The 25,465-nt window shown below is 39.0% G+C and carries 27 protein-coding genes; 8 read left to right on the forward strand and 19 right to left on the reverse strand.

All coding sequences use genetic code 11. The features are described 5' to 3' along the window. The first annotated feature begins 27 nt into the window (after nucleotides 1-27). Complete coding sequence (locus tag ACXYMX_RS08990) at nucleotides 28-231, forward strand: ATPase (protein WP_459043918.1); 204 nt, start codon at nucleotides 28-30, stop codon at nucleotides 229-231. A 275-nt stretch (nucleotides 232-506) separates the two neighbouring features. Here the strand turns inward: ACXYMX_RS08990 and ACXYMX_RS08995 are convergent, their stop codons facing one another. Next, the gene (locus ACXYMX_RS08995; RefSeq protein WP_459043919.1) at nucleotides 507-1,025 is read right to left on the reverse strand and encodes a hypothetical protein; all 519 of its coding nucleotides are present in this window, start codon (nucleotides 1,023-1,025) and stop codon (nucleotides 507-509) included. Nucleotides 1,026-1,559: 534 nt separating this feature from the next. On the opposite strand from ACXYMX_RS08995, the gene ACXYMX_RS09000 reads away from it, so the two are divergent. Then, nucleotides 1,560-1,901, forward strand: a complete 342-nt coding sequence (locus ACXYMX_RS09000) for a hypothetical protein (RefSeq protein WP_459043920.1) — start codon at nucleotides 1,560-1,562, stop codon at nucleotides 1,899-1,901. A gap of 51 nt (nucleotides 1,902-1,952) precedes the next feature. Then, nucleotides 1,953-2,429, forward strand: coding sequence for a hypothetical protein (locus ACXYMX_RS09005; protein ID WP_459043921.1), 477 nt, complete (start codon nucleotides 1,953-1,955; stop codon nucleotides 2,427-2,429). A gap of 193 nt (nucleotides 2,430-2,622) precedes the next feature. Here ACXYMX_RS09005 and ACXYMX_RS09010 read toward each other — a convergent pair whose 3' ends face one another. From ACXYMX_RS09010 to ACXYMX_RS09050, 9 genes are all read right to left on the reverse strand, one after another. Continuing rightward, entirely contained in the window at nucleotides 2,623-2,853 is a 231-nt protein-coding gene (locus tag ACXYMX_RS09010; RefSeq protein ID WP_459043922.1) for a hypothetical protein, read from the reverse strand. A gap of 64 nt (nucleotides 2,854-2,917) precedes the next feature. Continuing rightward, entirely contained in the window at nucleotides 2,918-3,169 is a 252-nt protein-coding gene (locus ACXYMX_RS09015) for a hypothetical protein (RefSeq protein ID WP_459043923.1), read from the reverse strand. 244 nt (nucleotides 3,170-3,413) lie between these two features. Further along, nucleotides 3,414-3,992 (reverse strand): hypothetical protein, encoded by a 579-nt coding sequence (locus ACXYMX_RS09020; RefSeq protein ID WP_459043924.1) that lies wholly within the window; start codon nucleotides 3,990-3,992, stop codon nucleotides 3,414-3,416. Nucleotides 3,993-4,103: 111 nt separating this feature from the next. Then, nucleotides 4,104-4,304: a hypothetical protein gene (locus tag ACXYMX_RS09025; protein ID WP_459043925.1), complete on the reverse strand. Its 201-nt coding sequence runs from the start codon at nucleotides 4,302-4,304 to the stop codon at nucleotides 4,104-4,106. Nucleotides 4,305-4,828: 524 nt separating this feature from the next. Next, the gene (locus ACXYMX_RS09030) at nucleotides 4,829-5,233 is read right to left on the reverse strand and encodes a hypothetical protein (RefSeq protein ID WP_459043926.1); all 405 of its coding nucleotides are present in this window, start codon (nucleotides 5,231-5,233) and stop codon (nucleotides 4,829-4,831) included. A 95-nt stretch (nucleotides 5,234-5,328) separates the two neighbouring features. Further along, the gene (locus tag ACXYMX_RS09035) at nucleotides 5,329-5,610 is read right to left on the reverse strand and encodes a hypothetical protein (protein WP_459043927.1); all 282 of its coding nucleotides are present in this window, start codon (nucleotides 5,608-5,610) and stop codon (nucleotides 5,329-5,331) included. Nucleotides 5,611-5,736: 126 nt separating this feature from the next. Beyond that, nucleotides 5,737-5,994, reverse strand: a complete 258-nt coding sequence (locus ACXYMX_RS09040) for a hypothetical protein (protein WP_459043928.1) — start codon at nucleotides 5,992-5,994, stop codon at nucleotides 5,737-5,739. A 137-nt stretch (nucleotides 5,995-6,131) separates the two neighbouring features. Further along, nucleotides 6,132-6,266: a hypothetical protein gene (locus ACXYMX_RS09045; RefSeq protein ID WP_459043929.1), complete on the reverse strand. Its 135-nt coding sequence runs from the start codon at nucleotides 6,264-6,266 to the stop codon at nucleotides 6,132-6,134. 92 nt (nucleotides 6,267-6,358) lie between these two features. After that, on the reverse strand, nucleotides 6,359-6,613 hold the full coding sequence (locus ACXYMX_RS09050) for a GNAT family N-acetyltransferase (protein ID WP_459043930.1): 255 nt from the start codon (nucleotides 6,611-6,613) through the stop codon (nucleotides 6,359-6,361). A 261-nt stretch (nucleotides 6,614-6,874) separates the two neighbouring features. On the opposite strand from ACXYMX_RS09050, the gene ACXYMX_RS09055 reads away from it, so the two are divergent. Then, complete coding sequence (locus ACXYMX_RS09055; protein ID WP_459043931.1) at nucleotides 6,875-7,909, forward strand: ABC transporter permease; 1,035 nt, start codon at nucleotides 6,875-6,877, stop codon at nucleotides 7,907-7,909. 1 nt (nucleotide 7,910) lies between these two features. After that, nucleotides 7,911-8,585 (forward strand): ABC transporter ATP-binding protein, encoded by a 675-nt coding sequence (locus tag ACXYMX_RS09060; RefSeq protein WP_459043932.1) that lies wholly within the window; start codon nucleotides 7,911-7,913, stop codon nucleotides 8,583-8,585. Between the two features lie 139 nt (nucleotides 8,586-8,724). Here the strand turns inward: ACXYMX_RS09060 and ACXYMX_RS09065 are convergent, their stop codons facing one another. Both ACXYMX_RS09065 and ACXYMX_RS09070 read right to left on the reverse strand, forming a co-directional pair. Beyond that, nucleotides 8,725-9,459: a glucose 1-dehydrogenase gene (locus tag ACXYMX_RS09065; protein WP_459043933.1), complete on the reverse strand. Its 735-nt coding sequence runs from the start codon at nucleotides 9,457-9,459 to the stop codon at nucleotides 8,725-8,727. Nucleotides 9,460-9,478: 19 nt separating this feature from the next. Beyond that, nucleotides 9,479-10,714: an MFS transporter gene (locus tag ACXYMX_RS09070; protein WP_459043934.1), complete on the reverse strand. Its 1,236-nt coding sequence runs from the start codon at nucleotides 10,712-10,714 to the stop codon at nucleotides 9,479-9,481. A 446-nt stretch (nucleotides 10,715-11,160) separates the two neighbouring features. Between ACXYMX_RS09070 and ACXYMX_RS09075 the strand changes: the two genes are divergently transcribed. From ACXYMX_RS09075 to ACXYMX_RS09085, 3 genes are all read left to right on the forward strand, one after another. Beyond that, nucleotides 11,161-11,832, forward strand: a complete 672-nt coding sequence (locus tag ACXYMX_RS09075) for a MerR family transcriptional regulator (RefSeq protein ID WP_459043935.1) — start codon at nucleotides 11,161-11,163, stop codon at nucleotides 11,830-11,832. Further along, nucleotides 11,807-12,274 (forward strand): toxin-antitoxin system TumE family protein, encoded by a 468-nt coding sequence (locus tag ACXYMX_RS09080; RefSeq protein WP_459043936.1) that lies wholly within the window; start codon nucleotides 11,807-11,809, stop codon nucleotides 12,272-12,274. Before ACXYMX_RS09075 ends, ACXYMX_RS09080 begins: the two co-directional genes overlap by 26 nt. Before the next feature lie 407 nt (nucleotides 12,275-12,681). Then, nucleotides 12,682-13,371, forward strand: coding sequence for a DUF1259 domain-containing protein (locus ACXYMX_RS09085; protein ID WP_459043937.1), 690 nt, complete (start codon nucleotides 12,682-12,684; stop codon nucleotides 13,369-13,371). A gap of 176 nt (nucleotides 13,372-13,547) precedes the next feature. Here the strand turns inward: ACXYMX_RS09085 and ACXYMX_RS09090 are convergent, their stop codons facing one another. The 7 genes from ACXYMX_RS09090 to ACXYMX_RS09120 all read right to left on the reverse strand — a co-directional run bounded on the left by ACXYMX_RS09090 (nucleotide 13,548) and on the right by ACXYMX_RS09120 (nucleotide 25,303). After that, nucleotides 13,548-15,407 carry a patatin-like phospholipase family protein gene (locus ACXYMX_RS09090; protein WP_459043938.1) on the reverse strand — a complete coding sequence of 620 codons (1,860 nt, stop codon included), beginning with the start codon at nucleotides 15,405-15,407 and terminating at the stop codon, nucleotides 13,548-13,550. 29 nt (nucleotides 15,408-15,436) lie between these two features. Then, complete coding sequence (locus ACXYMX_RS09095; RefSeq protein WP_459043939.1) at nucleotides 15,437-17,155, reverse strand: FecR family protein; 1,719 nt, start codon at nucleotides 17,153-17,155, stop codon at nucleotides 15,437-15,439. Next, on the reverse strand, nucleotides 17,152-18,912 hold the full coding sequence (locus ACXYMX_RS09100) for a CHASE2 domain-containing protein (protein ID WP_459043940.1): 1,761 nt from the start codon (nucleotides 18,910-18,912) through the stop codon (nucleotides 17,152-17,154). Before ACXYMX_RS09100 ends, ACXYMX_RS09095 begins: the two co-directional genes overlap by 4 nt. Nucleotides 18,913-18,921: 9 nt before the next feature. Continuing rightward, entirely contained in the window at nucleotides 18,922-19,266 is a 345-nt protein-coding gene (locus tag ACXYMX_RS09105) for a DUF3307 domain-containing protein (protein ID WP_459043941.1), read from the reverse strand. A 251-nt stretch (nucleotides 19,267-19,517) separates the two neighbouring features. Further along, nucleotides 19,518-22,073: a LuxR C-terminal-related transcriptional regulator gene (locus ACXYMX_RS09110; protein ID WP_459043942.1), complete on the reverse strand. Its 2,556-nt coding sequence runs from the start codon at nucleotides 22,071-22,073 to the stop codon at nucleotides 19,518-19,520. A 743-nt stretch (nucleotides 22,074-22,816) separates the two neighbouring features. Continuing rightward, nucleotides 22,817-23,635 (reverse strand): aldo/keto reductase family protein, encoded by an 819-nt coding sequence (locus ACXYMX_RS09115; RefSeq protein WP_459043943.1) that lies wholly within the window; start codon nucleotides 23,633-23,635, stop codon nucleotides 22,817-22,819. A gap of 390 nt (nucleotides 23,636-24,025) precedes the next feature. Continuing rightward, nucleotides 24,026-25,303 carry an IS110 family RNA-guided transposase gene (locus tag ACXYMX_RS09120; protein WP_459043944.1) on the reverse strand — a complete coding sequence of 426 codons (1,278 nt, stop codon included), beginning with the start codon at nucleotides 25,301-25,303 and terminating at the stop codon, nucleotides 24,026-24,028. Nucleotides 25,304-25,465: the final 162 nt, after the last annotated feature.

A 25,465-nucleotide genomic window follows, 5' to 3' on the forward strand; every position in this document is an offset into this window, starting at 1 on the left:
TATCGATTTCTTGTTGGAGGTGAGCTTGTGGGTAAAACACTTTGGATTCCGTTGAGTGCAGCTTTTGGAACGATGATCGTACTGTATCTCATTGGGGCTATCGCGAATATTGATATTCTCCACATTAAATTATCTCTCACGCATACGGAGATTTCTTTCATTCCAGTCTTTGCGGGGATGTTGGTTGGGTTTATTAGTGAGCGTATCTTGAAGGCGAAGTTTAGAGATTAAATTAAAAGGATAGGCGTTTGAATGGTGTCAATTTTGCTGGGTGCACATTTTTTTAATCAAATAGACCCGCCTGTACGCATTGTAAAGAGGCGTGGCGGGTACTTTTATACGTAGATGAAGCGATTGTAACGTATGCATGATGGCGAGCTTGGTTGCCCGTGTACCGTACAAATTAAACACGATTCGGTATCCTGTCAATATTGCGTGAGACACAGATCCCCCTTCACTAAAATTTACGCATTAAATAATCCTCCTGCTACCTTTTAGTGTATTCGTCATTTCCCTACTACTATTTGTATCACTCCATTTTCTTCCTTTGGTCTTAAGGTAATAACAAACATGTCTTTAGATGTTTTCAATGAAGCAAATTGATATACATCAGGTAAAGCTGTTTCTTCACCATCATTTGTGATCGAGTAATTGATCTTTTCGGAGTAATCCCGATACATGTCAAAAACTGCATCCATATCAATGTTGTCAGAGCTAAAATCGATATAATACGAGACTTTATCCTCATCTGACTTATCTTCTATGTTCGTAATAACAATTCCCTCTGGAAATGGAAAATCCTTAGGAATGTCATCAGGTATAGATAAATCTTTCTCCGCTTCATCCTTTTGTTCTTCTTTATCGTTATCAGAAGATTCCTCCCCAACGTCCTTATCATTCTTGGATTCAGTCGTTTTATCCGAATCATTGTTTATATTCGATGAATCATCACTGGCTTCATTACACGCGACTAAAGTAAAACACATGGCAATTAGTAAATACAATGTAAAAACATGTTTTTTCATTCGCTGATTCCTCCCTTTGTCAATTTTTTTAAAATAAAAGAATAGGATCTTACATTTTACAAATAAAGAAGTATGACATGTTTGTGAGCGAGTGTTATAGTTAGAATATTTAATCTACTCACTCTTTAGTTTACCACAAATGATGTGCGTGTAGTGCCAGTCACTCTATCCCGACCGGCGTGTTCCGTGCCTGTGCACGGCTCAATTTAAACACAATTCGAAGTATTCATAATCCAGTCTGAGTTGTGTGGTGCACAGGCACACCTCACCCCAGCTTCAAAACAATTTTGAATCGTATTAGAATTGGGTGGTGCACCTAAAATTCTACCCTTCGTTATCAGGATATTGGTTGGCTTTATTAGCGAGCGGATGTTGGAGGCAATCTCTACGTAAACTATTTCCCGATTTTCATTATAGGATCTATCCTCTACGGCATCGCATTTGAGCGGTGCTTTTCCACTTTTTACAATGGTTTTTTATGGTGGTATACTGAAAGAAGGTAAATGCGCGTCGTAGTTGGGAGAATATGGACATATGAGATGTTTTTGCGATACGGAAGGGTTTCATTTAAAAGTAGAGGGCGATGTGGGTGCAGAGGCGATTTGGTGTGATGAATGCTACAGCAACCTTGAACTTGATGACTTCCCTCTTTCCAAAATCTTAAAAGTAAAACTGAAGAACTGGGTCCAGGCGTATGGAAACTGGATGGATTGGAATAAAGATGTGTTGCTTCCGAATGGGATTCAATTGGAAGATACGCATAATGAAGTTGGCCAGTTGCTAACTAAAGAGGTTCAGAAGGAAATTGGGACTGAATATACGGTCCGATTTTCTCCTTCAACATCTGCAAGAATGTACGCTAGATTTGAGTTGTGAACTTGTGTGTTCGTCCAAAATTATTTTATTAGCAAGGGGGAGTGCATTTAAATGAAAAAAGCCATTCTATTTACGTTGTTTTGTTTCTGCTTCCTATTGGCTGCATGTTCTCAAAGCGAAGAGGATACACAGGTGTATACAGGAATTATAGGTGAAGGGAAAGCTATGGGTTATGCATACAGTGTTTCAAAAGAAGAAAGTTCGTTTTCTTGGAAAGTCGCCCACAAAAGCGAGATTGCTTTTATTACAGAGAATGCTGCTAATGAAGATGATTTAAATAGCTTTAGAAATTCGGTTGAGGATAGTAAAGAGGCATTCGCAAAATTACTTATTTGGGGAACGTACTTGGTAATTATTGGTCTGGGTACATATTTCATTTATAAGAAAAAAAGAATCAAGTTGAATAATTACGGCATAATTCTTGCTGTATTTGCGGGGATTGCGCTCTATTTAGTCGTTGGTGCTTTCTTCGATTTAACGAGTTCATTGCAACTGACAAAGTCCTTTTATTTAACCTTAGTGAATTAACGAACTCTAGAGCGTTCCTGTTTTGGATCGTGCCTGTGCACGGCACAATTTAAACACAATTATGAACATTCCGAATCGGGTCTAAGTTGCGTGGTGCACAGGCACACCTAACATTAGCGTGCCTGTGCACGGCTCAATTTGAACACAATTCCGAATCGTGTCAAAGTTGCATGGTGCACAGGCACACCAATGTTTACTTTGCAGGCATCGTGTACGTCATTGTAACGCCAGTACTTTCTTCCATCTTCATAAATATTTCTTTAAGTATCTCTAGTGCTCTTTCATTTGAATCATACTTCCCCATAGTTTTGTTCCATTGATCCATAAGACTGCTTTCAATAAAACCTACGATATACTTTCCTTTTACAGAAACATCTCTAACATTCATCATGCTCTGCTTATCTTGTGTAAGTACCCATAACATAGAAATAATTCATCCTTTCCACCCAGTTTTCTAACTTTCATTCGAACTCTCTTAAACTACCTAGCTAAAGAAAATTTCTAGCAATAATTAAAAACGATATCGAGAATAGCGATAGCAAGAAAATGAACGTTCCGTAAAATAAACCCTTTGTCTTTTTATTCATAGTCCCCACTTCATTACGTTGCGAAGATAAACCGAATAATAAACCGCCTAGAATGGATAGTAAGCCGAACGAAATATTTACTGTGGCCAAACCTATGCCTGAAACAAATAATGCAAAAGCTAAAATCGGGTTAAACAGTATCTTAACGATCATTTTAAACTACCTCGCTTTACACATCGTTACTCGTATAACTTTATCACAAGTAAACAACAGTACCCGTTAACTTAATAAGAATCCTTTCGTTTTGAGTTGGCTCTAACTCTGGGTAGCAAAACAAACCATCTTTCATTTCTTATCTCTCCAGACTCCTATTTGTCATTCTCTCATACCTTGCAATTGCACCCGATTGCTAAAATTTTGCCCAACTAGAAAGTGATGCTTATTCATCATCAAACAATTATAAACTGGAAGATATCGATATTTTCCCTTTCGTTCCTTTCGATATATTTTTAAGCATTTCCATTACTTTATCATTTTGCAACAAACCTATTATTTTGGGGTTTTCTATATTACTAGCAGGGTTATCTTTATTCGTGAAATCAAATACTACCTTATCTTTGGACGAAGTATCTTCTTTATGTTTTTCGTTCTCTTGCAAGTGATCTAGTAATGTCATTTGTGATTTTTTCGCTGCTGCCTTTTCTTCTTCACTTAATGGGGTTTCAAAACGTTGTCCATTTACAACTATCCAACGCTTTTCTGAATCAACTCCCATTTCACTCCACCGACACTCAGGGTTATTTGTAGTATATTCTGCGATTCTTTCAAAAGTAGATCTATCCACATAAAGCGTTGTGTCAGCCGCTGTCCCCTTATCTAAGCTCAATATGTTTGTACTAATTTTATCCTTATTAGAAATTTCCACCGTATCTATTGGTAAACTTTTACTCCCGTTAGATTCCTTTGCATTATGAGACGTGGTATTTACATTGAGTTTATTATAATTCACGGTACTTCTCTCAGTATTAATATGCATATTATTCCTCCTATGTAGTTAAGAAATTATCTAGATTTGTCCGCTAGAATAACTAAAATTATTCTTTAATCTGTTTTAAAAGAACTCTAACTTTGTTCGCTCTTTACAAATCTAGTATTTACTTATTTCATCTAATCGCCGACGAAGCACTAGGGCTGAAATAGTAAATATAACGAAGGCTGTTGTTGAACCAGCAGTTACCAGCTTCAATAGATTTCCTATTGGAGTATTGAATAACAAAGCAACCGAGATGATCAGGACGGCACCTGTTAACCCCATCCCTGAAATTGAGTATGCCAAAACCTTGTTCATCAAATCCACCTCCTACTTAGCTAAGACTGCAATAGAAATCTGAAAACCTCAACTATCCCTCTGTTTTTTATCTCCAATATATTTCCACAAGTGGTATATCCCCCAAAACAAGATTGCGTTTAAAAGGATAAATACCGGGGCCATCAAAGGATTTTCTTCAAAATAACTAGTTGCAAATACAGAAACACCTATCAAGATAATTACGAATGGGAGCAGAAGAATCCAATACCGTTTATCTTTATAAGTTTGAAAACTAAACATACAATCCCCCCTATTATAGTCCATGACAATTTCTTCGAAAATTAATCTTTAGTTTATCCATCAAAATGGCTCGACTGAGTCGCAGCGGTTGATTAGTTAACGCGCGATTGTACAATCAGTCTTTGTTTTCATAATAATTCTATTAGAGTTGAACCTACGAAGTAAGTAAGGAGCCCCGCAACAAAATAAAGAATGTTTTTCTTCATAGCTTATTAAGATACCCCTTTCATAACAATTATATCCGTTCGTTTAACTCCATCCATTTACAAGTCATCATTATATAATTGATTCGTTGAATCCGTTACAAATTGAAACCACTCTTCTTCTGACAAATCATCATTAGCAAATCCCATTACAGATGACTTGCCATTCTCGATTACATCTAGCACCTGATCAAGAAAACCCGTGCCAGCTCGCCAATCACGTAATCTTGTATCATCACAATTAAATGTTTCTTTACAATTTCCACAACGAATATAGACTATGTTTATTTCATCTATTTTATCATCGTCGGCAAAGTATAAATTACCGCTTGTAGCATTACAGGTAGGGCAAACTGCTTCAAGATGTTTTTTATACAGGTTTTCAAAATATGACCATCTTTGAGTTGCTAATTCCAATGGACATTTACAAACCTTTGCGTACTCCTCAGGATTCAATAAAATCATCAATTTCACTCATCTCTATATGGATACTATTATACGTTTCTGGCACAATGCTTTTGTAACAATCGCGCCCATTAGTTTAATACTATTGCTTTTAATTAATACCGTTTTTTTAAATTCGGATATTTATTATTATAAATTTTGTTCCATATTTTTAATGCACTTGGATAACAATTATTAATCGAAGGCGCTCCACTCCTCGAAAACATATCAGCAAAGACTTCGTGTTTCACTACAGCTAATTTTTCAACAGATGCAGTTGGTAATAGCAATACAATGCGACTTATTTCTGGATCATATTCATCCTCAGATCTAAGTCTTATAAGGTGCATCGGGTCCCAATCATTAATTACTTCTTTTACAATTTGGTAGTGGTTCATAATATCCCTCTCTCAAAATGTGTTTTTATTGATTAACGCTAAACCCTTATTTAGCTACCTCGCCCGATTGTAGTTCAGTCCTTATGTATTAAACGCGCCCATTTGCGGAAATAAAACAGCCATACTTCAGCTCCGGAAGTTTTTATTAAGATATATTATAACTCCATATATAAGAGCTATTCCAAACAAAGTAAAAACTAAATAAAAGGGAGGGTCTACCATTCCAAAGGATACTTCATTTTGAAGATAATCCACTCTCTCCCATTCACCAGAAATCTGGGGCTTATAGAATTTTGTTTTTATATAACCAATTCCTATTGAACCAAATATATAAACTAAATGAATTACTATCGATACTATAAATGCTTGAATTACTAACTTCATTATTTTACACCTTTCCATAACCTGGCCCCGATTGCGATACAGAACCAATCGCTTATAAAACAACCGCAACCATTACTATAAACTCAAATTAATAGTCGGTATCCAAATCATTAGTTAAAGTTCCTTTTCTATCTTCTCTATGCAGATTCTTTTTCTAAGATACTTTGACCAACCAAAGATTGATTAATTCCATCCCGAACCGCTTTTGAAATTACTACGTAAAGAACAAATAAACCCACTATGCCAAAAAAAATAGATACTATAAATTCCAATTAATCTTCCTCCAAACGTAAATTCCTAACCCCTCGACAAATGTATAAATTGAACGACTATAGCGCCCGCTTAGTAAACAAGATATTAGACACTAATCTTGATCTATTTTTTGTACTTCGTATTTAAATCCATAATAGTTATAATTTTGTTTCTTGTACATTTCTCTTGGGGTATCTTCTCCATCAGCCACTAATAGTACAACTCTATTCGGAAACGACTCCATGACAAATTTTTGTAACCGGCTTCCAATCCCTTTATTCCGGAACGATTCGTCTACAGTTAGATCATCGATTTCGACTGTTTCATCGGCGATAATGACCTCTACACAACCTGCCGGGGACCCCATATAAAATGCTAAAACTTGCTGAATAACTTATACGTGAATCAATTAAATTATCGAATGAATATGTAATCTACTAATACCATACCACAATTACCACTAAAACCCTTTTTCGCCGTGCCTGTGCACCGCGCAACTTAAACACAATTCGGAATCGTTTCTAAATTGAGTGGTGCACAGGCACACATAAAATCTGTAATACCGTGTTAACCTTCCGTTCACTTAGCACATATACAATTGGGTTATAAAGAAGACGGAGGCGTTCATATGAACATTGCATGGAAGGAAATTAAGAAAAATAAAGTTCGGTTTATCATTTTAGGTTCAATCATCTTTTTAGTTAGTTTTTTAACGTTTATCATTTCTGGATTATCCAATGGGCTATCTCAAGATAATGCGGCGCTCATAAAAGATCTCCCGAATGGTCAATTTTATATGGAGACCGAGGCCAATGAAACCTACAATCTTTCACGAATCGATCAAGAAGTGCAAGACAACATCCTTAGCGAACAGAAAGATGCTGTGGCGTTTTCGATTCAAATGGGATTTGTAAACGATGCAAATGATAAGCAACATAGTCTTGCTTTTGTTACATCAACAGATTCCAAGTTATTTGAATCCGTAGAAAAAGGTGAAATTGTATTAGATCGTTCCTTAGAAAAGGACGGAATAAAAATCGGAGATATCTTAACGAATAATCAATTCAGTGGGGAATTTAAAGTAAAAGGCTTTGTCGATCAAGTGAAATATAGCCACGCACCGGTCGCTTTTATCAATATGGAAAATTATCAGGAAATTTACCGGGTAATGGAAATGCAATTGGTTTTCATTCCAGGAGCTGATAACAAGGAAACAATTTCTGGTTTACAATCCTTTTCGAATAAAAACTTTCTAAATACCATTCCAAGCTATAGCGCGGAGCAAATGTCTTTAAATATGATTGTTTGGTTTTTAGTCATCATTAGCGGAATGTTGTTTGCGATCTTCTTCTATATGATGAACGTTCAAAAAATCGGATTGTATGGAATCTTAAAAGCAATCGGCGTAAAGACGAGTACCCTCTTCAAAATGATGTGGACTCAAATGTTCGTCATCACGATTACTGCACTTTCTTTTTCCGTCGCGCTAAGTCAAGCGTTCACAATGATTGCGCCTGAAGGAATGCCGTTCAGCCTAACTTTCGGAAATACAGTTCAATTATCGATCGTATTCCTCGTAATTGGATTTATCGGTGCAACACTTTCAGGAATTCAAATCAAAAAAGTCGAACCACTACAAGCGATTCAACAAGGAGAGGTTTAATATGACAATCTTTACTCTGAATGAAGTAACAAAAACATTTACAAATGGTGAAATCGATGAAAAAGTACTAAAAGGCATTAATATTTCACTTAAAGAAGGTGAAATTACAGCGTTGGTAGGAGCTTCAGGGTCCGGTAAAAGTACAATCCTTACAATAGCCGCGGGACTTCAACGTGCATCAGACGGTCAGGTGATATTCGAGGGGAATGATATGACTTCGATGAACCAAGAGGAAATTAGAAAGATACGAGCTGCTGATTTTGGTTTCGTCTTTCAATCTTCCCACCTTGTCCCCTTTCTTACGGTAGAAGAGCAACTGATGCTTATGCTAGATGTTTCAGAATCCTCTTTGAAAAAACGTGAACGTGAAAATGAAGTCGATAAAATTCTGGCATTAATCGATATGGAACACCGGAAAGAAGCGTACCCAGCTTCCTTATCTGGAGGAGAAAAACAGCGGGTCGCGATAGCCCGCGCGCTCATTCACAAACCGAAAATGTTATTTGCGGATGAACCGACTGCAAGTTTAGACTCCAAAAGGTCAAAAGACATCATGACTTTAATTCGTGAGTTGACGAAAACGTTAAACATCACTACATTGATGGTCACTCATGACGAAGAAATGCTATCCTATGCTGATCACGTCATCACAACAAAAGATGGACTCGTTATATAATGACGTGCCTATAATGACGTGCCTGTGCACCGCGCAACTTGAACACAATTCGGAATCGTTTCTAAATTGAGTGGTGCACAGGCACAGAAAAAAAGCCGGTTGCATTTGAGCAACCGGCTTTTCCCTGTGAACAAAAAGATTATTGTGCAGTTAATCCGCCGTCAATGACGAATTCGGATCCTGTTGAGTAGCTTGACTCGTCAGATGCTAAGAAGAGAACAAGATTTGTGACTTCTTCTGGTTTTGCAATGCGTCTCATTGGAATATGCTTTGAGAATTCTTTAATTGCTTCAACAGCATCTCCTTCTGAAATCATTGGCGTTTCGATTACACCTGGGTGTACCGAGTTGACACGAATTCCGTTTTGACCCAACTGAAGTGCAGCTGCTTTTGTCATGCCGCGAACAGCGAATTTTGTATCCGTATAGCCGACTGCTCCGCCTACCAATCCGTTCATTGATGAGATGTTAATGATTGAACCCTTTTCCGCTTTCATCATTGAAGGCGCTGTTGCTTTCATACCAAGGAATACAGATACTTGGTTAATGTTTACGATTGTTCGGTATTGCTCTTCTGTCATTTCAAGAAGTGATTTGTTCATGCTAATTCCTGCATTATTTACTAGAATATCAATCGCACCGAATGTTTCTTCAGTCGTATCAACAACCGTTTTCCAATCTGCAGCATTTGTTACGTCGTGCTTGACAAATTTAGAGTTTTCGCCAAGTTCTTTTTCTAGTGCAAGACCTTTTTCTTCGTTAATGTCTGTGAATACGACTTTTGCACCTTCTTCAACAAAACGTTTAACATGTGTTGCGCCCATTCCTTGTGCTGCTCCTGTAACGATTGCTACTTTTCCTTCTAATCTGTTCATCTTCATTCTCCTCCAATGTTTAATTCCATAATCCTGCTTGTTCTAACTTTTTCTTTCCATTATAAGCGATAATTATCGCAAAAACGTTAATAACGAGCATCGCTAAGATTGCATACAACCCTGCTGAATAACTACCCGTAAATTGGAAAACATAACCGTATGCGGGTAATGCAACGATTGAAGCAGCCGCTAACCCGATTGAAACCGTTGAATAGATTTGGCTATATTCTTTATTCCCAAATAAACTTGACGTAAGAGATGGTGTGATGATCCCAATACCGCTCGTAATAAATGAGAAAAGAATGAGCGCTATGAAAATCATTACAGAACTAGATGCTGCGAATAATAGGATCGATACAGAAACGATACCTAAAACCATCGCAATGATTGCAGTGATTTTCGTTCCGATTTTGTCATTCAATAAACCGATTAGGAGAGATGAAAACACAACACCTAACATGAATACCCCTAATGCAGTTCCAGCAAACTCTTGGCTAAACCCTTTATTGACGATGTACGTAGGTACGTGAACCATGAAGCTTGCGATTGCAGTTAGGAAAAAGAAAAAGATCAATAACGCATAAAAAGCAGATGACTTTTTCGCAACCGCCAACGTAACGCCACTGTTTTGTGATGTTTTCGATGGTGTTTCATCTTCTGGATTCACTTCTTCCATTCCATAAGGATAGTATCCTTTTTCTTTTGACAACATACGAATTAAAAGCAGTGTAATAAGAACAACAATGACGATTGCTCCAAGTCCGATTGCTATATATGAAAATCTCCAACCGTGGCTCACAATTAATCGGCCTACAAAAGGCTGTACGAGAGCTCCGACAATTCCACCTGTTGCTGCTAATATTCCAAGCGCTAAACCGCTACTCTTTTTGAACCATTGATTAATTAAAATAGGACCTAAAATGACAGTAAGAAAAGTTCCTCCGATTGCAAGTGGTATTGCAAATACATACCAACCCCATACAGAATTCATAAAACCGAAAGCAACAAAAGCGCCTGCTTGTAAAATAATTGAAACAATGATTAATAAACGAATATCGAACTTCGCTACTAGTTTTCCAGCAAACGCTAAGAAAATCATGGTAACAACTGCCGCGACACTAAAGTATAACGTTAAATCTCCCATACCAATATCGAGTTCTTTCGAAATTGGACTTAGGAAAAGACTAGTGGCGTGTGCCTGTGCACTACACAACTTCAAAACAATTCCGAATCGTGTCTGAATTGTATTACGCACAGGCAAGCGGTAATCTAATTGGCGGATTGTCGTAGCGTGTGGTGCCAGTCACGTTCGTTGTTTGTGTATTAGGCGGGCCGAATGGTATCTCGACCTTAGGTAAAGTGACTGGCACCGTTTGTTTTCTATCCTAGACTGTTCGGAGTATATACACACCGGGTGCTAAAGATGCCTTTCACCCTTCCTATAGACAACACATTCGAAAAAGGAGACAAAGTGGCGACATTTATTTTCGCTTCACACCGATAGCACCGGGAGAACATTTCCACTCTATCGTACTAGTCAATGATGCGAATGAAATTAAATGAACATAAAAGAGGTGCAGTTAAATGCACAAGCAAGAAGGTATAAGAATTGTTCAATTGAATATAATGAATTATGTGAACCTTAGTTTTAGTTGCTTGTAGTTTGGTTGCAGTTTAGTTATACTAGGAGGCGAAGAGGTGATGATTATGTTAACAACATTCGAAAAAAGAGAATTTGTTAAAAGAGCGCCTGCATTAACCAATCGGATTTTTGAAGATGAGAACGATAGTTTGTTGCTCTTCAAAGTAATCGTTAATTACTTAGACAAAACAAACATTAATAACCTTCAATTAAGTAAACTGAGCGAGTCAGTTTTAGAAGACGTTGAAGAAATGAAAAAACTTCTTTCACAAACCTTGCAACTTATGGCTGACATTGCAGCTGAGGAAAGCGAATTCGCTCCTACTTATACTACGGGACAGATCGCAAAATATTTCGGGGTATCGATTACCACCATCAATAATTGGATTAAAGAAGGAAGATTTGAAGGCGTTGAAAGAGCTGAGAAAAATGCACAAGCACGAATCAGTGCAAATACCCTTTGGAAATCCAGAACAGGTAAATTATATGTTGTTGCTGATATCGTAAAAGAGTGGGAAGAAGAACAAGAAGAAAATCTATATGATATGGATGACCAATCATTCTTGGCTGAACAAATGGCTCTTTATGAAGTTAAGTATGGAGGGGATTTTAAGCACACGTTAGGTTTAAAAGAAGAACTAACTTCCGAAGAACAAACCGATGCTGCTACTTGGTCATATTTTAAAAGAAAGCTCGATGAGTATAATGTCAACAGGAATTCCTCAAACTAACTTTAGCCTGCTTGAAAAAGAGTTTCATGAAATTGTGGAAATTAGAAATGGTGCTAATGGTCTTCCCTCAAAACCAGGTGCTATTCGAAAAACCATCTTATTTTCCGATTCAACAAAACTATCCTGCCAAGAAATTATCAAAAATGGATTTATCGAATACTATAACTACGATTTCTATTCGCCTAATGGTTCGATTGTTATGAAGTTTCACTCTGAACCACATTCCAATAGTAAAGCACATCAAACTAGTACTGAACCTTTCCACCTGCATGTCAAAAAGAATGAACAAGACCTAGAAGCATCGCTTAGATTGCCCAACGGTCGAATAAGAGAACTATGGACAATCATAGAGACGATTTTAATGAGCAAACATTTGAAATACGCCCATGAGACCCCTACTATTAAATCCCAAAGTAGAAAAGGTCGATCGAGTGAAAAATAATAAAAGGTATCTGCGTGTGAAAATGAGATATTTTTACACGCAGATATCTTATTTTTATTCAATTTTAATATATTCATTTGATTAAATGTAGCATTGTTCTGAACTCGAAGTAAAAGCTTATTCATCATCTTCCCCATTCAAAGAATCCAAATACTCGTCTAAATTTCCAGTTGGTCACCAAAATCCACTCCATACATATACTGAATTGCGGGCGGGACTTCATTTACTAGTGAATCTCGTGTTGTTCAAATTCAAAATATATTTTATGGAGGAGCTTATGTGCGTCATACAAATATGGCACCATCCCAGCTTTGTAACGAATTTGCAAAAATCCTGGATTCCACCCCAAGTGTTGTAGAGGGCGTCTGTTTGGTTACTAAGTCCAGAACAAATATTCATTCGAAAGTATGGATAAAGACGGAAGGGCCTTGTGTCTTGGTGAAATTGTAATTCTTATGGAGGAAGTCAATCCGTTTATTGCAAAACTTCGCGGGCATGGCATTACGGTAACCGCACTCCATAATCATTTCCTTTTTGATAATCCTCGGCTTATGTTTATACATTTTGAGGCCATCGATCGCCCACTTGACTTTGCCAGAAGGGTGAAAGATTCTTTAGGGATATTGATTACACAAAGTGTCAACGCCAATAATTCTGGCATAGGGGGCGATCATCTGGATCTTTCCGACCTATGCAATCAATTCAATAGGTTGCTGGACGGAACGATTCATACACTTGAAAAAGGGGCTTGTATGGTCATGATTGCCCGTACAAATATTAAACCAATTGTTCTGGGTAGACCCGGGAGATCCTTTCTACTCAATCCAGAGATGTATGCATTTGAATCTGTTACAAAAGACGGATTGGCTCTTTGTAGCGGGGAAACTTTAGTTCTTGAAAGCGAGATCAACCCTTTTATTGATAAACTTCAACAGCATGGCCTTATGTTGACCGCCGTTCACAACCACTGGTTATTCGACAACCCACGCCTTATGTATATGCATTTTCAATCCATTGACCACCCCCCACTTTTTGCGAATAAAGTTCAAGATGCACGAAGTGTGCTAGTAACTCAAGAAGTTCATGTCCAAAGTTAAAATGTAAGGGAACGATTTTTCATTGGATGATATTACCCTAATTACAGGTCTCCCTCTTGAAAAAATCAATCAAATCATCCACTCGATAAAACAATAAATTTATTGACCATGAGACGCCAAAACCCATCTTCAAATTCCTACACGGGAATTCAAGGATGGGTTTCGCTTTCAATCATCTATTCATATGTCGCAGCAATCTTTTGAATCCGACCAATTGCCTCTTTCGTTACGACTTCTCCGGCTGCGATGCAAAATTTTGAGTCTTTAAAACTAATTTGATTAAAACCTAAGTCTGGGCGCAATATGACATCCGCAAGTTGCAATTCTTCCTTGACCATTTTTGCACTCATTATATCGATTGTATTCATAAGAGAATCCACAAAATGCCTCGCTGTACCTTTGACAAATGACTCTGCGCACACATTGACTGCAATAACGATATCAGCCCCCATGCTTTTCACTAGCGCAGTTGGTACGGGGTGAACGACGGCTCCATCGACCAAATTTTTTCCTTGGTATTGTACGGGACGCATGATTGCGGGAATTGCCGTACTTGCACTGATTGCATGCGCAAGCGAACCTGTTCGCATAATATGTGCCTCCCCCGTTGCGATTTCTGATGCTACAGCAGCAAATGGCATTGCTAACTCCTCAATATTTCTTTTTCCTAGATGTTGTTCGATAAATCCAATCATCGGGGTATTATGTACGAAAGAACGCCTCGGCAAAGTGGGGCGAACCAATTGTCCCCAGCTAATCGACGAAAGAACATCTACACAATCTTCTACTGGCATTCCAGCGGCATAAGCCCCGCCGACCAATGAACCAACACTTGTCCCCGCGATGATATCGATGGGAACACCTTCTTTTTCCAATACTCTTAATACACCAAGATGAGCCATTCCTCTTATTGAGCCACTGCCCAATGCCAGTCCAATTGTTGGACGTTCCCCAGCCTTACGAGCCCTTCCAAATCGCAGATGATTGCTGTAAATTGTACGTCCTTCACTAAGAATAAAAGCTTCTTTTATCACTTTTTCTAATTCTTCAACATTATTCGTTAAGTAAGGAAACAGTGCCAGCAAACGCAGAGCATCTTGTGAAATTGCCGTTTCTGGATCTACTGCTCCTTCTTTTTCAACAAAGTATTGAGCAAGTAATGGAATATCTTCAACACGCTCGCGAAGGGGTGGGATATATAATATCGTTAAGTTAGGTAAATCCAATGGTGCTGAAGTTGTCAAAATGATTCGCGTTTGTTGATTGGCTTCAGTAATTTGTTTCAATAAACTCTTCGGTAATTGATCCGCCTGCTCTACAATAATCGTGCCACCATTTGCCGCATGCACTTTTGCATCCCAAGTACGTACATCAAAATCAGTTGGATGGATGGAAAGTACGGGATAATGACCATTCGTTGACTTATAATGAAGTTTTTTCGCTATATTTCTTTTGCCAGTACCGGATTCACCTAAAATGACGATGTGTTCTTGCCTTGCAGATAGTCTTTCTATTTCACTTAGTAGTTTTTGTACAGCCGGACTTATTCCGATAATTTCGCCATGACGTTCCTGCTCTTCCGTTTCATGATGTTTCATAATCAATAGACTTTTTGTATGCTCTTCCAACACGCGCTCGTTGGAACTTTGAATTCTTTTAATCATCGCTTCAATAATTTGCATACGAAACTCAGCATTTTGATCCATCAGCAATAACATGCCTGAACGACAAACCGTCACTGTTTGAACAGTATCCACAGCTTCTACGTGAGCACTGATAGGATCTCCCGTGAGAGAGGACATTTCTCCAAAGAAATGACCTCTTTGCAATAAAGCCAATTGAACTTTTCTTTCTTGTTCGATAAATACACGGACTTGACCTGAAACAATAATATGAACGCGTTCGGTAATTTCCCCTTTTTCTAAGATGAGTTGACCTGGTAAATAAATTTGTTCACGTATTTCCAGGTTGGATTGTTGTAGTTTTTCGGCTAATTGCTCGTCAATCAGGGGGTACCCCTGTTCAACATCCTTCACTATCACCCCTCCTTGCTGTTTTCATTTAGTTAGGGACTTGGGATTTCTTCATCTTCTCTATTTCCATCCAAGGAATCTCCGTCTATACCTTCGTCCGAACCGTTTCCGTCTTCATTTTCGCCCGGAATGTCTACACATTCTTCGCCTTCAGATATGCCTTCGCAATTATTTGGGATGTCGACTACACATTCTTCGCCTTCGGATATGCCTTCGCAATTATTTGGGATGTCGTCTCCACATTCTTCGCCTTCGGATATGCCTTCGCAATTATTTGGGATGTCGACTCCACATTCTTCGCCTTCAGATATGCCTTCGCAATTATTTGGGATGTCGACTCCACATTCTTCGCCTTCAGATATGCCTTCGCAATTATTTGGGATGTCGACTCCACATTCTTCGCCTTCAGATATGCCTTCGCAATTATTTGAGATATCATCTCCACATTCTTCGCCTTCGGATATGCCTTCGCAATTATCTGGGATGTCGACTCCACATTCTTCGCCTTCAGATATGCCTTCGCAATTATTTGAGATATCGTCTCCACATTCTTCACCCGGTGATATCCCTACACAGTCACCTTCGCCTGGATTGTTTCCGTCTCCGCCCTGATTACCTCCGCTTCCGCCACCCCAATCTATCGGCGGGTAACTTCCCCCATCTACAGGTGGGGACTCTTCCTCATCTACTGGCGGAATTTCTTCTTCGTCTTCGGGCGGGAGTTCCTCCTCGTCTACCGGAGGAATGTCCTCTTCATCTTCGGGTAGGAGTTCTTCCTCGTCTACTGGCGGGGTGTCTTCTCCGTCTACAGGTGGTACTTCCTCCTCGACTACTGGTGGTTGTTCCACTTCTGGCTCTTGAATTGGCGGCAGGACAACCGGCGCCTCATCGATCGGTTGATTTTCTTCATTCGGTTTTTCAGCTACGGGCCTCTTTATCGTCCCTTGTTCTCCTGGCACTCTGTTCGTTGCATTTGTTCTCCTTTGTTCGGGAAGACTTGCAACAACGGTTTCTTCGGGGATTTCTGCTCCCTCGTCCGTATCGCTCATTTCACTAGCTACATCTTCTTGGGAACCTATATTTTCTTCTCCCCGTGCTCCTTCTTCATCAAGATTTTCTTCAAACAATTGAAGTTGTTCCTCATCCATTTCCATTACATCTGAACTGCCTTGTTCTCCAATCAAAACACTTTGATCTGCTTCAACAAGGATTGGCGCTTCATCTTCGCCGATAACTTGAACAGAAACGACGCCTTCTACCGTACCCACCCACGTCTCTTGCCCATTGTAATAGACATAAAACTCTGTACCCATAACGCCCATAATCGCATTCGGCGTTCGAACTTTAAATTCTGATTCACCTTCCAACTTTTTATCGATTTTTACTTTTACTTTGCCGCCTTGCAAATCTAAATTGGTTTTCCCTGATTTTGCTTTTACACTTTCGACCAATTGACTAATGACCAACTCTGTATTCGACGTCACTGTCACTTCTTTATCCACATCAAATGCTAATTTTATAAGGCTACTTTGCCCTGTAAGCACTGTATCCCCTTGGGTAAAAGTCATATTTTCAAAAACGTTAAATACTTTATTCTCTTGCCCTTTTTTCAACTCTACTTTCCCATAAAACTCTAATACTTTTCCTATTTTCACATGCTCCTTAGTCGTTCCCGACGGTGAAAAAAGAAAATAGCTAATGACAATCACGATGATTGGGATTATGATAAGCAATGCTTTCTTTTTATTCATCTGATCCCCTCCACTTCGTAAATAACAACCCCCTGTGATTTCCCTTTCACTTTAATTTCACCTAGTGATTGGGCCATTACTCGACTCTCGACCTGTTCATAAACAGATTGGCTAATAATAATTTGACCAGGTTTCGCATTACTTTCCAATCTAGCCGCCGTGTTAACCGTGTCACCAATCACCGTATAATCCATTCGGGTTTTTGAACCAATATTACCAACTACAGCAGGTCCCGTGTGAATACCAATTCCAAACTTTACACCTTGTCCGAATCGTTCTTGCAGTCGGTTTTCAAGTTCCACGGCTCCCTCCTTCATCGCCCAAGCGGTCCGCACCGCCTGCAAAGCATGATCTTCTAAATCTAAAGGAGCATTGAATATCGCCATCGTTGCATCCCCGATAAACTTATCTAACGTTCCACCAAATTGAAAAATACAGTTCGCCGTTAAGTTCAAATACTCATTCAATATCTCAACAATCTCTTCCGGTTCAACACGTTCGGATAAAGTCGTAAACCCACGGATATCAACAAATAAAACCGTTAATTCTTTTCGACTTCCGCCCAATTTCAGTCCTTCTTCTCCGTTATCCAAAATTTGTGCAACAACTTGAGGAGCTACGTATCTCCCAAATATCGAAGTCACTCTTTTTCTTTCTGACAACTCATTCAAATAATTGAAACCAACAGAACTCACGTATAGCGTAATAAGTAAACCTATTGGATACATAAGTGTCATAATCCATCCCTGTTCGTACACGATTTTTCCACCGTACATAATAGCAACTATGAATACAATAATAGTTACTAAAGAATAGATAGGTGATTTTAATCGGAACATGAATGAAGCCAAAATACTCGAAAAAATTAAGATAAGTACATTCCATTTCCAATCAAGTTCTTGCTTAAAGTTTCCTTCTAATAAATTTTGAATAATATTGGCATGAATTTCGACTCCATACATACTTTGTTCAGAATCCATTGGCGTTAAAAAATCATCTTTAATTCCCACCGTGTATGGGCCAATCAAAACAATGCGATTTTCAAAATAATCCGGGGGAACTTCTCCTTCAAACACCATCCAATAAGGAATGATCTCAAATTCTTCTGGCCCACCCGCATAATCAATATGAAATTGTTGAAGTGAATTTAATCCGCCTATATCCGTAGTGAGGGACTCTCCGATATGTTCACTGTATTTTTTGGCAATGACCGATGAAAAACTTTCAATCTTTTCATCATTGTATGTAAACTGTAAAAGAGCCTTTCTCACAACACTGTCAGAATCAGGAATTGTATTTAAATGGCCCAAAGCACTTGCTGCATTTTTCAGTTCTGGAAAGGGTTCTGATAATTCTTTTGCTTCGATGATGCCCTGCTGCGAAAACTTGTCGAAAACGCCGTAGCGTGCAAGTACTACATTTCCTGCATCTCGGACGGCCGCAATGAATTCCTCATCTTCTTCAACTGTTTTTGCAGGCAATGGAAACGTGATATCGAATCCAATAACAGCGGCATTTCCTTCCGTCAATTTACGTACTAACTCGGCATGCACATTTCGGTCCCAAGGCCAATGACCGATAGATTGCAAACTCTCGTCATCGATTGCAATAATTGCTACGCGATTATCTGTCGGGCGCTTTTCTTGCAGCCACTGGTCTTGTAGTTTCATTTCAAACCCTTTTAAACTGTCTTGATAAAATAAGAACAAAAAAAGTATCGTTACGATAGTAAGTACATGCGTTAATTTAATTTTCATACTTGTCTCCTATGAGATTTTTTCAGACATGAAGAACATAAAAATCAAAATTTGTCCGATATGAATAGCTTGATCAATTCCAAGTCCCCACCCTAGCGGATTTAATTTTTTATAAAAACCGAGGGGCTTAGCCTTCATATAATCCGCGATTGCATGGACAGTAAATAAGATGAATACATCCCAAATGTCTACAGAATACCCTATTAAATAAGCAGCGATAAGAATCATCCCTGTCCAAATTCCTGCATGGGTGGAAAGTATAATGAAATTCTTACCTTTCATTTTGGCAAGAAATTCACCCTGTAACGGATAGTCGCCTAATAGATGCGCAAAAAGTAAAATTAAAAAATCCAAGTTACCCCCCCTTTCCTGACTACAACAATATCCTGTTCAGGTCAAAAAACTAATTTTTCAGTCAAATCAACGGATCATAGCTCATTATATATTTAAATTTGTATTTGTACTATTGAGGAATGTTAATAGTGCGAAAAAATGATTACTTATGCCTAGTAAATTTTTAATAACAAAGTAGTAGAACTACTACTCTTTATCATTTATTTACAATAAAAATAGGGAGGACTCTGAAAAATCAGAACCCTACCCTATTACTCTTCCCTAGTTGCCAATATAGCTTGCGTTCGTGAATTCACACCCAGTTTACTATAGATAGTCGACAAATAAACACGAACCGTTCCTTCAGAAAGCACCAACTGGCTTGCTATTTCACTATTCGAAGAACCATTTGCTAGTAATTTCAATACATCCTGTTCACGCGGTGTAAGTTGATTTACTGCTGTAGTCCCCATGCTATCGTCCTGACTATATGCGACTAGCTGTTCAATGTAGGAAAGTGGTACTGAACCCCATTCGGCATTTACACCCTTTTCACGTGCTTTCACATATTTTCTTATCAGTTGCATACTATTCTTTTCATCGAGAAAAGTCCTTGCATAATGATATGGAGCACCGTATTCCAATGCTTCATGAAATGCCTGAAGTGCTGCATTTTCATCAGACAGAACGAGTTGACAACTCGCCTCAAGTGCAGCCGCCTCAATAATGATCGAAACTTGTTGGTCTTGTAGTGCTTGCTCTTTTACTTGAACACTGATGTGCAAAGCATCTTTTGTTTGTTTTTTTGCCAAAAAGAGACGAGCCTGAGTCAATAACCAAAACGACTGTCCCGATACACGCTTATTGTAAGCAAACTCTGGAAGTTTATAAAGCTCTTCTTCTGCTCGTACAGCGTCGCCCTCTAACAAATGACAGCGGGCTTTCATAGCGAATATTAGGCTCTTCCAGTGCGATTCTTTCACATTTTCTAGCGCATGATCCAATAACGTATACGCATTGATAAATTGCTTTTTTGTCGCATATATTCGTGCTTTCAATAGATATATGGGGATGAATAAACCCGGATCGTGAAAGTCATGTCCATATTGAAGCGCCACTTGCAACTCTGTCCATGCCTCATCCATACGGTTCCTTTCATATAAAGTCTCCGCACGCAATCCATAACTGAATCCTGTCATGTTTTGCTTTGTAAATTCACTTTGGCGCAGTAACTCAAAAAAGGGAAGAGATTGTTTGTCTGGCCAGAGTTTGCCGCGTGATCCAATACTCGTCTGTATGATTTTCGGTTCAAAGCGATTGTATTGTAAAGGCAGTTCATCCCATTTCGTTTGGACAAATCCCCCCTCTAATTTTTTCCGAATCATCTCTGTTGCTTGTTCAATATCCTCCCCGCTCGCGATGAGTACATAGGCTTTCACTGCCTGATGACTACGTGCAATATGTAGATATTCTTCCTTATCCATCCATTTATTAGCCGTTTGACGCTGCTCCAAATCCGATAAAATTTGTCTAGCTTCTTTTAGGTTATGGCCGATAGTTAATATGAGTGCAGTCATAACAAGCGTTTCAGGATGCACCTCATAATGGTTTTTCAGTAAAATTCGTACCCATCGAAGAAGTGTTGACGTTTGCCCAGATTCAAAAAACTCCACAATATGAGAAGCTATCCAGCGATCTGCAAGTTCATGAGCATCATTTGCAAGTGCCAGTTCAATTGCAGCGTGGACATCCCCTTTATCATGCAATAACATTGCCGCTTCTTGGTAAAGCGTATCAATCATCTCTTCAGAATAACGATGTCTGAGTTCAATTTGCAACGCGTCTATAAACATATGATGATAGCGAAAAACGAGATGACTTGTATGATGCAATCGGTTGATGAATAATCCTCTTTGTTCAAGTTCTAGCAAAACAGCATCACTATCCACCTGGTCCGTGAGCGCATTACAAATGACGGGCTCTAGTTGATTAAGTATCGAAGTACGGATGAGAAAATCCTGTATAGCTGGAGGGAGTGTCGCGAGTATTTCACTTAACAAAAATTCTGTGATTAAAGGATGCGGATTAGTTTCTATATGTATCGAGTTTCCCCTCTCTGAAGACGTGCCAATCGTTAGCCCGACTAATTGAATTCCCGCTACCCACCCTTCCGTCCAATCCAACACATATTGCAATACCGTTGTATCTTGATAAGCTAATTTCTTCTTTTTATAAAAACGCTCGATATCTGTATAAGTGAAGCGCAATTGTTCTTTTCCAATTTCAGAAAGCCATGATTTAACCCGCCATTTCGCGATAGGCAGCGGCAATTCCGTTCGACTTGTCACGTACACGTGCACATTGTTCGGTAAGTAATCAATAAATCGGGTCATCATTTCGTGAATTGTATCGTTCTCAATTAAATGATAATCATCTATCGCAATTTGAATGATTCCTTGCATTGTGCTTAGCTCGTTCAATAAGGTATCCACTAGTACTTCTAATGGCAATTGGGGTTGCACATTGAAAAGGGGAAATAATTTTACTTCTAAACCGCTTTGAGTCGTATCAGCCACTGTCTGTATGACGTATCGCCAAAAACGAATGGGGTCATTATCAGCATGATCGATTGACAACCAGGCGACCGGCTCATCGAATTGACTGAACCATTGGCTAAGCATCGTTGTTTTTCCATAGCCTGCCGGAGCACGCACAACGGTCAATTTTTTTGGTTCATTATGTAGTAAATCAAATAACCGGTCTCGTTCGACGGCTTCTTTTGCAACAAGTGGAACAGTTATTTTCGAATGTAAATAAACCATTTCCATCCACCAGGACCTCCTCTCTCCTTTATTCCAATTCTACTATATTCAGCTTGAATTATCTTTTGATTTTGAATTCTTTTTATAGAGCTGGATACTAACTACTAAATTACACCAGCATCGGTACGCTTAATTCATCCTCCACTAGATGCCGCAGCAGCAGACTGGGCTGCTTTTACATAATCAATCGCGACAACAAGTGCGACGAGGAGAGGTTCCATTTCATCATCGGCAATTTGCAACTCAAGCTTAAGATCTTCTGTTTAATATACAACTGTCTCATACGATCACTCCTCAGCATTTTCAGTCGTTTCTACTATCTCTATTACGATTTAAATGGAGAAACGTTTCAATTTTCAGGACATTTCTTTTACATTCGTACCAACAGTGGCGATATTTATTTTTTCTTCATACCAAAAATACCAAATACTACTTTAAAACACGTTCCTTTTAACCGATTATTCACACTCATCTTCTCAAAATGCTATACTTGTCTTGTATGCCTTCTTAATTCAGCAATAGAGGTTTTCGTTAGACGAAAAAATGATGAGGGAAAGGTGATTAGAAAATGAATGTAAAATTTCCAATTGGTCCGTTAGAGGTTCCTGAAAAAGTGACACTTGAAGATGTTCAAAAGTGGTTAAATAGTGCCGTGTGCCTGTGCGCCACACAACTTCAACACAATTCCGAATCGTGTCTGAATTGAGTGGTGCACAGGCACGGAATACAATGAGTACCTGGCATGCAGTTTATTGAGCACCTTTTAATGTCGCAATTCGGTCACGATCGTTTTCAGTGAGTTCGAAATCAAAAATATCTAAGGATTGTGCTTGTCGTTCTTTATTATGAGACTTTGGAATGACGATGACATCACGTTCAATTAGATAGCGTAACAGAACTTGCGCGTATGTTTTGCCATATTCGGTACCGATTTCTTCTAAAACGTGCTTAGCATTGTCATCAATACCGCCTAATGCAGACCATGCAACAGTTGCAATATTGTTCTTTTTATTATAAGCAATCAAGTCTTCATTCCATTTACCCACTTGAGATTTGATTTGATTAACAGCTGGTGGAACATTGCCATTTTCAAGAATCAAGTTTAGATGTTCTTTTTCAAAGTTAGAAACACCGATTGCCTTAAACACTCCACGAGTATAATAATCTTCTAAAATACGCCATGCTTCTAACATTTCATCATCATTATCCCATGGCTTATGGATCAGGAATAAATCAATAGAGTCCGTTTGTAATTTTTCTAAGCTTTTTTTAATTTCAGCATGGGCCCATTCTGTCCCCCCGAAACCTTCAAATGTATTGAGTTTTGTCGTGATAAAGAATTCTTCACGTGGCAGGGAAGAGTTCTGTAACCCCTTGCCAAGAACTTCTTCATTCCTGTATTTTTGAGCAGAGTCAAAATGACGATAACCATTTTCAATAGCCCAGTCGAATTCTTGAGTATCTCCCCTTAAGGCACCTGTATATTGGTTTGCCTCTTTACCATACGTATTTGTCCCGCTGCCGATGATTGGTATGTCAATTCCATTATTTAATTTAATATACTTCATTTTAAAACCTCCCTCTATAAACATTGATATATCAACGGTTTAAGCCGTTGTAGGGTGTCAAAAAAATATTTTTCGACACGATGATTAACCTTGATTTATTGTTACGTGAATATTCAAACAGAGTTGGATACTCTACGCGGTCATCGTTGGATAATTTTTCAAAAAAACGATGATATTTATATATACGATGCACTATGGATCTCCGCATTTCTTATGATGACGTACCCTCCCATGTCTCTTGGCGTCTGGTGCGCCCACATTCCTTCGTTCGGTCTAGTCATAAGGCGGAGGCTGGCGAAGCTCCTTTAGGGACTCAATGGTCGAATGGAAAAAATAATGCCGGCTTCTCCGTGTCATCCAGTTGTCTAGTATTCCTTCGGAATAAATCGGTTAAGCAGCCACTTCGAGTTTAGGAATGTCCTTCATCATTTGCTGTGCGTCAAATGCCATATGTTTCGTACAAATCGCGTGTAATACCTTCAGTAGTTTTCCACATAGAACGACGATTGACTGCTTTTTGCGTAATGGATTTGTCGGTCTTGTTGTGTAGTATTCATGTAACTTTCGAAATGCTTCATTGTGCCGGATCATTGGAATCATAACCCGGAAGAGGAGCGCGCGTAATTGACGCCTGCCTCGTTTTGAAATACGTTTTTGTCCTTTGTGTTGCCCGGAAGAATTTTCCCGTAATGTTAATCCCGCAAGTTTAATCAGTTGGCGTGGATGATTGTAATGGGAAAAGCTACCGATTTCTGAAAGTAAATCAATAATGGTCTTATCTCCAAGACCAGGAACCGTTTGAAGCCATTCGTACTCGGCCGATGTTTGAATCAATGCGACTAATTGTGCCTCAAGCGCTTGAATTTCCTTTTCAACTTGAAGATAACGTTGGACGAGTGTGGCGATTTCAAGTTTGGCCATCTGCTGTCCTTCCGTAATCCCAATCGAGTTGCGAGCACATTCAATCAGTTGTCTTGCCTTTGGTTTCTGAGGTGATTTAAGCCCTTCTACTTCTCTATATAGCGCGAGAAGTTCTTCTGGTTCCTTTGTTGCGACATCGCTTGGGAACGGTGTACATTCCAATGCAGCGAGCGCCACTTTCCCCAATGACGGGAAAACTTGAGGGAATTCTGGAAAATATCGATCTGTCCAACGAATGATTTTGTTTTTTAACGCATTTGATTCTTCGCTCAGATTGCCTTTAAGTGTCGCGCCAACACGTAATTCGGCTTCCGTTTCCTTTAAAATACGTGGATAACTATAGCGACCATCTTTTACTAAACGAGCGATGACAAGCGCATCTTTGGCGTCATTCTTGGTTTGTAAATTGTCGTCAAGTTCCTTGGAGCGCTTGACGTGCATCGGATTACACATCACTAAAGGGATGCCTCGATCTTCAAGATAATAAGCTAAATTGAGCCAGTAATGCCCGGTAGGCTCGATGCCAACGATGACATCTGTTTTTTCAAACGCCTTCATCGACTCAAGAATTTGATTATAGAAAAACTCAAAGCCTTGTCTCGATTGATAAACAGGAAACGATTTCTTTAGGAGCAGCCCACGCTCATCAACTATGCAGGCATAGTGTGTGCGCTTGGCGATGTCCATTCCGATGACTAATGTTTTGTTTGTGACTTGATTAATTTTGTCATTTTGTTTAAAATTCATAAGTGAGTCCTCCTGGTATCTAATTAGGGGTCATTTCTTTGTCGAGAAACTGACACCCCGCATCATACCAAGAGGGCTTTTTTTGTTCAAGCCCCTAAAAAACTTCTAACAGGAATGCTCCTATATTATAATTCTAACCATACCAGGTTAGAATGCCTGTGC

The sequence above is a fragment of the Sporosarcina sp. CAU 1771 genome, assembly GCF_054482775.1.